This window comes from Flavobacterium terrigena, from assembly GCF_900108955.1.
Taxonomy (GTDB): Bacteria; Bacteroidota; Bacteroidia; order Flavobacteriales; family Flavobacteriaceae; genus Flavobacterium; species Flavobacterium terrigena.
The window spans coordinates 132,021-144,618 of sequence record NZ_FNYA01000002.1; the positions used below are offsets into that span (position 1 = coordinate 132,021).

General features: G+C 30.5%; 13 protein-coding genes. 8 read left to right on the forward strand and 5 right to left on the reverse strand.

Annotated elements, in window-relative coordinates; translation table 11 throughout:
• Positions 1-42: 42 nt before the first annotated feature.
• Together BMX42_RS04145 and BMX42_RS04150 are read right to left on the reverse strand one after the other, a co-directional pair.
• Positions 43-489 carry a DinB family protein gene (locus BMX42_RS04145; RefSeq protein ID WP_091309166.1) on the reverse strand — a complete coding sequence of 149 codons (447 nt, stop codon included), beginning with the start codon at positions 487-489 and terminating at the stop codon, positions 43-45.
• Positions 490-1,497 (reverse strand): 3-oxoacyl-ACP synthase III family protein, encoded by a 1,008-nt coding sequence (locus tag BMX42_RS04150; RefSeq protein WP_091309170.1) that lies wholly within the window; start codon positions 1,495-1,497, stop codon positions 490-492.
• A gap of 152 nt (positions 1,498-1,649) precedes the next feature.
• Here BMX42_RS04150 and BMX42_RS04155 point away from each other — a divergent pair, with 152 nt between their 5' ends.
• The gene (locus BMX42_RS04155) at positions 1,650-4,064 is read left to right on the forward strand and encodes a S9 family peptidase (RefSeq protein ID WP_091309174.1); all 2,415 of its coding nucleotides are present in this window, start codon (positions 1,650-1,652) and stop codon (positions 4,062-4,064) included.
• A gap of 30 nt (positions 4,065-4,094) precedes the next feature.
• On the opposite strand, the gene BMX42_RS04160 is transcribed toward BMX42_RS04155, so the two are convergent.
• Positions 4,095-5,021 carry an ABC transporter ATP-binding protein gene (locus BMX42_RS04160; protein ID WP_091309177.1) on the reverse strand — a complete coding sequence of 309 codons (927 nt, stop codon included), beginning with the start codon at positions 5,019-5,021 and terminating at the stop codon, positions 4,095-4,097.
• A gap of 59 nt (positions 5,022-5,080) precedes the next feature.
• Here BMX42_RS04160 and BMX42_RS04165 point away from each other — a divergent pair, with 59 nt between their 5' ends.
• Positions 5,081-5,674: a hypothetical protein gene (locus tag BMX42_RS04165; protein WP_091309182.1), complete on the forward strand. Its 594-nt coding sequence runs from the start codon at positions 5,081-5,083 to the stop codon at positions 5,672-5,674.
• 67 nt (positions 5,675-5,741) lie between these two features.
• Here BMX42_RS04165 and BMX42_RS04170 read toward each other — a convergent pair whose 3' ends face one another.
• A complete protein-coding gene (locus tag BMX42_RS04170) occupies positions 5,742-6,431 on the reverse strand; it encodes a YiaD family glycine zipper/OmpA-like lipoprotein (protein ID WP_091309185.1) in 690 nt (229 codons plus the stop codon).
• 11 nt (positions 6,432-6,442) lie between these two features.
• Positions 6,443-6,919: a lipocalin family protein gene (locus BMX42_RS04175; protein ID WP_091309188.1), complete on the reverse strand. Its 477-nt coding sequence runs from the start codon at positions 6,917-6,919 to the stop codon at positions 6,443-6,445.
• Positions 6,920-7,081: 162 nt separating this feature from the next.
• Here BMX42_RS04175 and htpG point away from each other — a divergent pair, with 162 nt between their 5' ends.
• From htpG to BMX42_RS04205, 6 genes are all read left to right on the forward strand, one after another.
• Entirely contained in the window at positions 7,082-8,962 is a 1,881-nt protein-coding gene (gene htpG, locus BMX42_RS04180) for a molecular chaperone HtpG (protein ID WP_091309192.1), read from the forward strand.
• Between the two features lie 92 nt (positions 8,963-9,054).
• Positions 9,055-9,579, forward strand: coding sequence for a superoxide dismutase family protein (locus BMX42_RS04185; RefSeq protein ID WP_091309195.1), 525 nt, complete (start codon positions 9,055-9,057; stop codon positions 9,577-9,579).
• 76 nt (positions 9,580-9,655) lie between these two features.
• Positions 9,656-10,222 (forward strand): YdeI/OmpD-associated family protein, encoded by a 567-nt coding sequence (locus BMX42_RS04190; RefSeq protein WP_091309198.1) that lies wholly within the window; start codon positions 9,656-9,658, stop codon positions 10,220-10,222.
• Between the two features lies 1 nt (position 10,223).
• The gene (locus tag BMX42_RS04195) at positions 10,224-11,150 is read left to right on the forward strand and encodes a TolB-like translocation protein (RefSeq protein WP_091309201.1); all 927 of its coding nucleotides are present in this window, start codon (positions 10,224-10,226) and stop codon (positions 11,148-11,150) included.
• The gene (locus BMX42_RS04200; protein ID WP_218141440.1) at positions 11,150-11,662 is read left to right on the forward strand and encodes a GNAT family N-acetyltransferase; all 513 of its coding nucleotides are present in this window, start codon (positions 11,150-11,152) and stop codon (positions 11,660-11,662) included. Before BMX42_RS04195 ends, BMX42_RS04200 begins: the two co-directional genes overlap by 1 nt.
• 4 nt (positions 11,663-11,666) lie before the next feature.
• Complete coding sequence (locus BMX42_RS04205; RefSeq protein WP_091309208.1) at positions 11,667-12,569, forward strand: hypothetical protein; 903 nt, start codon at positions 11,667-11,669, stop codon at positions 12,567-12,569.
• The last annotated feature ends 29 nt before the right edge of the window (positions 12,570-12,598 follow it).

Consider the following 12,598-nt stretch of genomic DNA (forward strand, 5'->3'; position numbering starts at 1 on the left):
TAATAAAAGCAAAAAAGCGTTCAGAAATTCTGAACGCTTTTTTTATTGTCTTTTATAAAAAATATAGTCGGTTGTAATTGAATTTAATCCTAAGTTTTTCAATTCTGTATTAATTTGTGCTCTGTGATAATTAGAATGATTAAGAATATGATATAAAATATCTTGTCGAGTATTACAAAATGGCTCGTTTATCATCGTAACATAATCGATGCTTTCATCTAAATCAAAATTTTCAATTGCTTTTAATGAATTATCATTGTTTTCAATATCTATGCTTATCATTTTTTCATAATCATAAATATCCCAAACTTTATGCACAATTTGCGTATTCAACATTCTTGAATTCCAAATATGATGTGCATTTAAGGTATGCGAAATCAAAGTTAAAATCCTATCATTTAATTTTTCTTTGTTTTCAAGAAGATTTTGAATTATTTTTTGATTAATATTCAAATTATATTTGAATTTATCTTTGTAAAAATCTTTCATTTACCAACGAATTATCACACTTCCCCAAGTAAAACCAGAACCAAAAGCTGCTAAAACAACTAAATCGCCACTTTTAATTTTTCCTTTTTCCCAAGCTTCCGTTAAAGCAATTGGAATAGATGCTGCTGTTGTATTTCCGTAATTCATAATGTTGTTATACACTTGATCATCTGACAATTTGAATTTCTGTTGAATAAACTGTGAAATTCTCAAATTCGCTTGATGCGGTACTAACATATTAATATCAGAAACTTGTAAATTATTCGCTTGCAAGCCTTCGTTAATTACTTCGCTAAAACGAACTACTGCATTTTTAAACACAAATTGTCCGTTCATATATGGATAATAACTTTCGTCATTTGGATCGTTATCAGCAATAATATCTGTTACCCAACGTTTTCCCATTCCTGGTGCTTTAAGTACTAATTCTTCTGCGTGTTGTCCTTCCGAATGCAAATGTGTAGATAAAATTCCTTTCGTTACATCTTCTTCTCTTGACAAAACCGCCGCTCCTGCTCCATCTCCAAAAATCACAGATACACCACGACCTCTATCTGTCATATCTAAACCTGTAGAATGCACTTCAGAACCAATAACTAAAATATTTTTATACATTCCCGTTTTAATATATTGATCGGCAATTGAAATTGCATAAACAAATCCGGAACATTGATTTCTAACATCTAATGCTCCAACCGTTTTTAAGCCTAAATCGCGTTGTACTAAAACTCCAGGTCCTGGAAAATAATAATCTGGTGAAAGTGTGGCAAAAATTACAAAATCGATATCTTCTTTAGCCACATTCGCACGTTGAATCGCAATTTCTGCAGCTTTTACACCCATTGAAGTGGTTGTGTCTTCTCCTCTAATTACGTGACGTCTTTCTTTTATTCCTGTTCTTTCTTGAATCCACTCGTCATTAGTATCCATTAATTTCGATAAATCATCGTTGGTTACAATATTTTCTGGCACATAATAGCCTAAACCTGATATTTTTGAATGATACATAAGTTATAATTTAAAGAACAAATTTAAGAAATTTATCATTAAAACGAGTTTAAGCACTCGATAATTACAAATATGTTAAAATAACGTGAAAAAATTTGACTACTTTACATTAAAGCTTATTTTAGTAGCTTAGAAAACTAACATTAAAATAAATGAAAAAACTACTTACATTCTTGTTTTTAGGCATGAGTTTTTCAGCTGTCAAGGCTCAAGAAAACGTAACTTACCAAAAACCACCCAAGGAAATTTTAGAATTAGCAGATTATCAACGAGCGCCTTCTGTAAACATGGATTCTAAAAAAGAATACCTATTATTAAGTTACAGAAATACGTATAAAACACTTGACGATTTAAATCAAGAAGAAATGCGTTTAGGTGGTTTACGAATTAATCCGATTACGAATATTTCGAGCACTGTTACTTATATTAATAATTTGAAATTAAGAAAAGTAAAAGATAAAAACGAAATTCAAGTAAAAGGTTTACCTGAAAATGCAAGAATTACAAATGTAAGTTGGTCGCCAAACGAAAAGAAAATTGCATTCACAAATACCACAAATTCTGGTGTAGAATTATGGATTATAGATGTGGTTTCTGCAACTGCAAACAAAATTACTTCTGATAATTTGAATGCGAATTTAGGAAGTCCGTTCAATTGGATGAATGACAATGAAACATTATTGGTTAAATTGTTACCAAAAAACAGAAAAGCTTTAATTGACGATAAAAAAAGTTTACCAAAAGGACCAACGGTTTCTACTGCTGATGGTTCAAAATCGCAAAACAGAACTTTTCAAGATTTATTAAAAAACAAAACAGACGAAGCTAATTTCGAATCGTTAGTGACTTCTGAATTATATAAAATTTCAATTTCTGGAAAATCAGAATTATTCAAAGCTGCAGATATTTATGCTGGAGAAAGTTTTTCGCCAGATGGAAAATATTTAATGTTAACTACAATTCAAAAACCTTTCTCATACATTGTTCCATTAAGCAGATTTCCACAAAAAACAACAATTTATGATGTTTCTGGAAAAGAAATTAAAACTGTAAACGAAGTTCCTTTAAACGAAATTATGCCAAAAGGTTTTTCTTCTGTACGAAAAGGAAAAAGAAATATGGGTTGGAGAGCTGACAAAGCTGCAACTTTATCATATGTTGAAGCATTAGACGAAGGAGATCAAGCAAAAGCAGTTCCTTTTAGAGATGAAATTTTTGTTTGGGAAGCGCCTTTTACAAACGCAGCAACTTCTTTCTTTAAAACGAAACAACGTTATGGCGGAATTATGTGGGGAAATGACAATTATGCTATTGTTTACGACAGTTGGTACGATACTAGAAATTCAAAAACGTATTTAGTAAATCCGTCAAATACATCAGCTGAAGCGAAAATTATTTCAGACAGAAATTCGCAAGATATTTATTCAGATCCAGGAGATTTTGAAACGAAAAGAAATGAATTCAACAAATATGTTTTAGCTATTGAAAATGATAATGCCTACTTAATTGGAAATGGTTTCACTAAAAACGGACAATTCCCTTTTATTGATGAATTTAATTTAAAAACACAAAAAACAAAACGTTTATATACTTCAACTTATACAGATAAAAAAGAAGATTTATTATCTGTTGAAGATTTCAAAAAAGGCGAAGTTTTAGTGATGATTCAATCGAAAAATGAATATCCAAACTATTTTATGAGAAACATTAAATCTAAAAATAGTTTAACACAAATTACAGCTTTCGCGAATCCGTTTGTGAGCATTAAAAATGTATATAAAGAAGTTATTAAGTATAAAAGAAAAGATGGTGTTGAACTTTCAGGAACATTATATTTACCAGCAAATTATGATAGAACTGCAAAAAAAGAGAAGTTACCATTATTAATTTGGGCTTATCCAGCAGAATTTAAAGATAAAAACTCGGCAGGTCAAAGTGATAAAAACCCTAATGAATTTACCTTTCCAAACTACGGTTCATTTGTATATTGGGTAACTAAAGGTTATGCCGTTTTAGATGATGCTTCTTTCCCAATTATTGGTGAAGGAACTACAGAACCAAATGATACTTTTATTCCACAATTGGTTTCGAATGCAGAAGCAGCAATTGATGCAGTTGACAAATTAGGCTTTATCAATAGAAAAAAAGTGGCTGTTGGCGGACACAGTTATGGTGCATTTATGACTGCGAATTTATTAACCCATTCTAATTTATTTGCTTGTGGAATTGCGCGAAGTGGTGCTTACAACAGAACATTAACGCCGTTTGGATTCCAAAGTGAGCAACGTAATTTTTGGGATGTTCCTGAAGTTTATGCAGGAATGTCGCCATTTAACACGGCTGACAAAATGAAAACACCATTATTATTAGTTCATGGTGATGCCGATAACAATCCAGGAACTTTTACTTTACAATCTGAGCGTTATTTTCAAGCTTTAAAAGGTTTAGGAGCTCCAGTAAGATTGGTTTTATTACCAAAAGAAGCACATGGTTACGCAGCCAAAGATAATATTTTACACTTATTATGGGAACAAGATCAGTTCTTAGAAAAGTATCTAAAAAACTAAATAATTTAAAAAAAATAGACTTGTAGAAATTTACAAGTCTATTTTTTTTAAGTAAACAATTGAAGTTTTCGAAAGCTCTTTTTCATTTTCAAAAAACACAATTTGATTTTCCGATTTCGTTTCAATTAAATAATTTTTCCCTTTAAAATAAGAAGCAACAACCTCAACTTTCAAATTTGAAGTTTCTACCATTTGAAATTGATGTGGATATATTAATTGAAGTTTCCCTTCTATTTCGATTTCATTCACTTCACCAAATAATGCGGCTGTATATTTATGTTTCGGATGAAAATATAAATCTTTTGGCGTAGCTTTTTCTAAAATTGTTTTGTCTTTTAAAACAATAACCTCATCTGAAAAGGACAACACATCGTTTATATCATGACTGGCAACAATAGTAGTGATTTGTTTTTCTTTTAAATAGGCAAATATTTTTCTTCTTAAATCGTTTTTCCTAAAATTATCAATGTGCGAAAAAGGTTCATCTAAAAGTAATACTTCTGGTTCTTGAGCTAAAACTCTCGCTAAAGCCACACGCTGCATTTGTCCACCACTTAAAAATTTTGCTTTAATGTGTTTAAATTCAGCCATTTCAACCAAATCTAATAATTCATCAATACGATTTTGCTTTTCTTTCGGATAAAAATTTGAAAGAAATTTACCCACATTCTCACCGACAGTTATAAATGGCATCAAATCAAAATCTTGTGCTAAATACTTCATAAATGGCATTCCTGGCACTAAATGAAATTTCGGTCCTAAAATCTGAATATCGTTCCAAAAGAACGTTCCGTTATCGCAATCTAAAAGACCATAAATAATTTTTAACAACGAACTTTTTCCACAACCGCTTTCCCCAATTAATGACAATTGTATGCCTTTTTCAACTTTAAAGTCAATGTTTTCAAGGACTGAATCGTTTAAATAAGAAAAATTATTTAAGTTTATTTTTAGCATTATTTATTTATATTTTTTTTTATCTTGCAGCACCCAAAATTATTAAAAATAAACCAACAATGATTAAAAAAATATTTACGCTACTACTAGTTTCTAGTTCATTTATAGCAAGCGCACAAATTGGAATTGAAGCAAATTACGGTATGAATGGTTGTTACGACCCAAGTTATAACGCCTTTACACATTACGGAGCAGGTATATCTTATGATATTGACGAAACATTTGGTACGAAATTAGATTTCGGAATGGATGAATTTTCAATTCAAAACGATTTAAGAGGACAAAAAACTGGAGTAACTAATTTACGAGTTACTGCTCAGGGAATTGTGAATTTAACCAATTTAGCTAATTCTCGTGCGATTTTCAATAAGTTTAATATTTTAGCCCATGGTGGTGCTGGAGTATCTTTTCTAAACTCAGATATTCCTGATCATCAAAAAACAGACCATTTATTAAATATAGTTTTAGGAGTTACTCCTAGATTTGAAGTTGGTAGAAACTTTTTTTTAACTGCAGATTTTTCTGCTATAGCAAATGTTTCGCAACATTATTTATTTAATGGAGAATATGCATATACTGATACTGTAAATTCTTTTACTGGTTTAATGTATAATGCAACTTTTGGTATTGCTTATAAATTCGGAGAAAGATAATTTTAAAAAATAGTATAAAAAAAAGAGGAACATTGTTCCTCTTTTTTTTATACTTAAATTCTACGAATTAATTTCCGTTTTTAGCGTCTTCAATCATTTTGTCATTGGCTAAAATAGCGAATTCAACACGTCTATTTTTACCTCTTCCTGCATCTGTGTCATTTGTATCAATTGGATCAGCTTCACCCATTCCAAGTATTGAAAAACGAGAACTAGACAAACCTTTACCTGCTAAATAATTTTTCACAGCACCTGCACGTTGTTCAGATAAATTTAAATTATAATCATCTGCACCTTTACTATCAGTATATCCGTAAATTTTGATATCAGTATCAGGATAGTTTTTAAATACTGGAACTAATTTATCTAAATTAGCTTTTGCAGCTGAAGTTAAAGTAGCTTTATTAAAATCAAAACGCACTGCATTTTCTCCTAAAACTAAATGTATTCCTTCTCCTACTCTTTCTACTTCTGCTCCTGGTAATTGTTCTTGAATTTCACGGGCTTGTTTGTCCATCTTTCTTCCAATTAATCCACCAGCAACACCACCAACAACACCACCAATTACAGCTCCTAAAGCACCTTTACCACCTTTACCCAAATTATTTCCAAGTACGGCTCCTAAAACTGCTCCACCAGCCGCTCCAATAGCAGCACCTCTTTGAGTTTTATTTGAATTTTTAACTGCTTTACAACTAGTAAACGCAGAAGAACTTAAGATCAATACACTTAGTCCTATAGCTATTTTCTTTCTCATAATTAAACTTATTATATTTTATCGAATTGATATACTACTTCTGCACTATTGCTTCCAACTGATGCTCTGTCAATTAATTGAAAAGATGTTTCCGTTTGATTCGCAATTTTTAATACATAACCACCAACTGTATGTTTGGCCTTTACACCTTCGCTTAAAAATTTCATAACAAATTTACCGTCTTTATTAATAAACCATGTGATTTGACTTCCAAAAGCAGCACAATTTGTTTTATTTAATACCATTTCACCTGTATTATTGTTTGAAACAAAAGTCCATAAACTTCCTTCAAAACATTTTGCATCAGCAATATTAAATGAAGTAACTTTAAAAACATCAGAACCAACATAATTTACCGAAGAAACTATCCAATCTCCTTTTAAAAACCTTTCAGACTTATTGTCTAATTTGGTGTTTGTAACCGTTTGTTTAGGTTTACATGCCAATGCAAAAACTGACATTACAACAATGAATACAATTTTTTTCATATTTAGTTAATTTAAATTTTAACAAATTTAAAAATAATTTAATCAATATAGATTATATAATTACAAAATAAACTTACAAAATTAATTATGTCAATTTGTCACTTTTAAAAACTTGGTACTTATTTTGACTCTTCGAAACTATAATTTTAAAACACAAATACTATGACATCAGGAAAAATTAATGTTTCGGTTGAAAACATATTTCCCTTAATCAAGAAGTTTTTATATAGTGATCACGAAATTTTCTTGAGGGAATTAATTTCAAATGGAACCGACGCAACTTTAAAGCTAAAACACCTTACCAGCATCGGCGAAGCAAAAACCGAATACGGCAATCCAATTATTGAAATTAAGATTGACAAGGAAGGTAAAAAACTTCATATTATCGACCAAGGGATTGGTATGACTTCAGACGAAGTAGAAAAATACATCAATCAACTGGCTTTCTCTGGAGCGGAAGAATTTTTAAATAAATATGAAGAATCTGCTAAAGATTCTGGAATAATTGGTCATTTTGGTTTAGGTTTTTATTCTGCCTTTATGGTGGCTTCAAAAGTGGAGATTTTCACCAAATCTTTCAAAGATGAACCAGCTGCACATTGGACATGTGATGGAAGTCCAGAATTTACTTTAGAACCCCATTCAAAAACTGATAGAGGAACAGAGATTGTTTTACATATCGCCGAAGATTCATTAGAGTTTTTAGAAGAATTTAAAATTCGTGAATTGCTTACAAAGTATAACAAGTTTATGCCTGTGCCGATTAAATTTGGTACGAAAAAAGAAACGCTTCCAAAACCAGAAGATGCTGGCGATGATTACAAACCAGAATATATTGAGGTAGATAATTTTATCAATAATCCGAATCCAGCTTGGACAAAACAACCAACGGAATTAAAAGACGAAGATTATAAAAGTTTCTACAGAGAATTATATCCTTCTCAATTTGAAGAACCTTTATTCCACATTCATTTAAATGTTGATTATCCATTCAACTTAACTGGAATTTTATATTTCCCGAAATTAGGTTCAGATTTACAAATTCAGAAAGACAAAATTCAATTGTATCAAAATCAAGTATTTGTGACTGATAATGTGGAAGGAATTGTTCCTGAATTTTTATTGATGCTAAAAGGTGTGGTCGATTCTCCGGATATTCCATTAAACGTTTCGCGTTCTGGCTTACAATCGGATAGTAATGTAAAGAAAATCTCAAACTACATTACTCGAAAAGTAGCCGATAAATTAAAATCGTTATTCAATGAAAACCGTGAAGATTTCGAAGCAAAATGGAACGATATCAAAATTGTTTTAGAATACGGAATGCTTTCTGAACCAAAATTTTATGAAAAAGCTGGTGATTTTGTTTTGTATCCAACAACAGAAAACAAACATTATACTTTAGCCGAATTAAAAGAAGCTACGAAGGATTTACAAACAGACAAAGATGGAAAATTAGTTGTTTTATATGCGTCTAACAAAGATGCACAACACAGTTATATCGACATTGCCAAAGAAAAAGGCTACGAAGTTTTATTGTTAGATTCGCCAATTGTTTCACATTTAATTCAGAAATTAGAATCAGATAACGAGAATTTGACTTTTGCTCGTGTTGATGCGGATCATATTGACAAATTAATTAACAAAGAAGAAACTCAAATTTCTAAATTATCGGATAGCGAAAAAGAAACTTTAAAAACATCTTTAGAAGCTGTAATTCCGAAAGCATATTCTGTACAATTAGAATCTTTAGATAGTGATGCGACTCCATTTATTATTACGCAACCAGAATTTATGCGTCGTATGAAAGAAATGAGTCAAAGTGGCGGTGGCGGAATGTTCGGAATGAGCAATATGCCAGAAATGTATAATTTAGTGGTCAATGCCAATTCTGAATTAGCAACTTCAATTTTACAAGCTAAAGATGATGCCCAAAAAGAATTAGTGAAAAACGCTTTAGATTTAGCCAAATTATCTCAAGGTTTATTAAAAGGTGAAGAATTGACTGCTTTCGTAAAAAGAAGTTTTGAAACACTGAAATAATTAGTTCAGCATAACAACAAAGAATCCTGTAAGAATTTAAAACTCTTGCAGGATTTTTTATTATCTTTAACTTCAATTTTAATTGACTTATTATGAAAAGTACATTTATATATCTAGGATTATTATTTGTTGCAGTTAATAGTTGTAAACCTTCAACAAAAACCATTGCTAACGAATTAAAAATCATTTTAGAACCAAAAAGTGGTAGTAAAGTTTCTGGCTATGCGACTTTTATAGAAAAGAATGGTAAAGTAAAATTTCAAGCTAATATTTCTGGATTAACTCCTGGAACACACGCCATTCACATCCATGAAAAAGCAGATTGTTCTAGTGCAGATGCCGCTTCAGCAGGCGGACATTGGAATCCGACATTCAAAAGTCATGGAAAATGGGGTTCAGGCGAATGTCATAAAGGTGATATTGGAAATTTTGAAGCCGATAAAAATGGTTTTGCCATAATTTCTTTCGAAACTGACGAATGGTGTATTAGCTGCGGCGATCAAACCAAAGATATTTTAGGAAAAGGTTTAATTGTTCATCAAAATGCCGATGATTTTGTAACACAACCTACTGGAAATGCTGGTGGAAGAGTGGCTTGTTCGGCAATAATTAGATAATTTAAAATCACCGATAATCCTGCAAGAATTTAAAACTCTTGCAGGATTTTTTTTTATATTTGAGAAAAAAATTCAAATGTCTAATAAACCACTACTCTACTTTAAAAACCATACCGAATGGCGCAATTGGTTGCATGAAAATCATGAAACCCACACGGCAGTGGAATTAGTTTTCTACAGAGTGGATAGCGAATTTGAAAGTATGCGTTGGGAAGAAGCCGTAAAAGTTGCTATTTGCTATGGTTGGATTGATTCTACAGTTCGAAAATTAGACGATGAGCGCAGAAAACAAACCTTTACACCTAGAAAAGACAAAAGCGTTTGGAGCAAAGTCAATAAAAATTACATTGACGAATTGATTGCTAATAATTTAATGCACGAAAAGGGCTTAAAAAAAATTGAAATTGCCAAGCAAAATGGCTCTTGGGAAAGTTTAGATGCCGTTGAAAATTTAGAAATTCCAGAAGATTTACAAACTGAATTCAACAAGAATAAAATGGCTCAGGAGAACTATACTAATTTCAGTAAAACTTATAAAAAAAGCTACTTATATTGGCTTAATCAAGCAAAAAGACCCGAAACCAGACAAAATAGAATTATAGAAATCATTTCGCTTTGCGAAAAAAACATAAAATCGAGATAAAATGCCCAAAAAGAATTCCTTTCTAATCTTATTATTTATTTCTGTAATTGGATTTTCCCAAGAAAAAACCCAACCAATTGCTGCTTTTGATTTTCTAAAAAAATATATCAACGCGAGAGATTTAGCACTTTCTTCAACTCAAGATGAAGTGTATTTTACCATTCAAAATACGAACGAAGAAATTTCTGTAATTGCCTTCTCTAAAAAGGAAAACAAAAAATGGACGGAACCAAAATTGATTTCTTTCACTGGAAAACACAGGGATATCGAACCATTTTTATCTTCAGACGGATTAAAACTTTACTTTTCTTCGAACCGACCAATACACGATTCAATTTCAGCATCAAAAGATTACGATATTTGGTTTGTGGAAAGAGCAAATTTAAAAAGCGAATGGTCTGCTCCAAAAAATTTAGGTGCACCAGTGAATACAACAAACAATGAATTTTATCCATCATTAACTAAATCTGGAAACATATATTTCACTTCAGATGGTTCGAAATCATTAGGAAAAGATGATATATTTTTCAGTAAATGGGAAAAGAATAAATATTCTGAACCTATCACATTAGGATTAAATATTAATTCTCCAGGTTATGAATTTAACGCCTTTGTTTCACCAGATGAAAAATTCTTAATTTTCACAGGATACAACAGAGCTGAAGGTTTAGGAAGTGGCGATTTATATATTAGCCATAAAGATAAAAATGGAGAATGGGAAAAAGCGAAAAATATGGGATCGGAAGTCAATTCACCATCGATGGATTATTGTCCGTTTTACGATGCAAAAACCGAAACTTTATACTTTACGAGTAAACGAAATTCTACTTCAAATTTAGGCTTTAAAACTATAGATGATTTTGAAAAAGAAATTAATAAATATGAAAATGGTTTAAGTCGAATTTATAAATATATTTTGAAATTATAATGAATCTTCAACCTACATTAGCTAACGAATTAGTTCAAATTATTCCTTTAAAAGAAGCTGATTTTGACGAACTATTCGCCATTGCATCAGACGAATTACTTTGGGAGCAACATCCTGAAAAAGATAGATATAAAAAAGAGGTTTTTTTAAAGCTTTTTCAAGAAGCCATTCAATCAGGAACTGCTTTCAAAGTAATTGATGTAAAGACGGGAAATACAATTGGTTCTACTCGATATTATGAATATAATGAAAAAGAAAAATCCGTAGCCATTGGTTACACTTATATTGACAGAAAATATTGGGCAACACCTTACAATCGAGCCTTAAAGAACTTGATGATTAATTATGCTTTTCAATTTGTTGAGCGAATTATTTTCCATGTTGGCGATACGAATTTTCGTTCGCAAAAAGCTGTCGAAAAATTAGGCGCTATTCTTTCGGAAACCTTTTTAAACAAAGAAACTGGCAAAACACATTTTACCTTTTCTTTAACCAAAGAGAATTGGAAATAACACTATGAAAAAGTTTCTAATTCATTTATCTAAAATTATATTTCCAATTCTTTTTTTCTTTTTGGTTTTAGAAATTGCTATTAGAAAAATTCCGAACGATTATCAATTAAAAAAAGAATATTTAGACAAGAACGCGACTAAAATCAATACTTTAATTTTAGGAAGTTCGCATACTTTTTATGGTTTAAATCCTGAATATTTTTCTACAAAAACGTTTAATGCGGCGTATGTTTCACAATCTTTAGATTTGGATTATGAAATTTTAAATGCATACCAATCGAAATTTAAAAATTTAAAAACTGTTATTATTCCGATTTCTTATTTTAGTTTATTTGAAACTTTAGAAACTGATGTTGAAAAATGGCGAATTAAGAATTACGTGATGTATTATGGTTTTAAAAACAAATACCAATTTACGGATAATTTCGAATCACTAAATAACCATATTACACAAAATGTAAAAAAAGCAGTTAAGTACTATGTTTTAGATAAATCTTTCATAACGGCATCCAATTTAGGTTGGGGAACCAATTTTAATTCGGAAAATAAAAAAACTTTTGAAGGAGCATTTACCGCAAAAAAACACACTGCAAAAAACTTTAACTTATACAGTGAAAATTTAAAAAATCTAGAAAAAATAATTGCATTATCTAAAAAAAACAACATCAACATAGTTTTCATAACAACGCCAACACATAAATCATATTATCAAGATTTAAATAAAATTCAGTTAGAAAAAACTACTAAAACAATTTCTAATTTAGTTAAAAATAATTCCAACTGTAAGTATTTCAATCTTTTAAAATCAGATAAATTTACTTCAGAAGATTTTTATGATGCAGATCATTTGAATGAAATTGGCGCAAAAAGACTATCTTTATTATTAGATAAATTAATAACACATTAAACCTTTTATGTTTTTACTCGTCTAAGTAG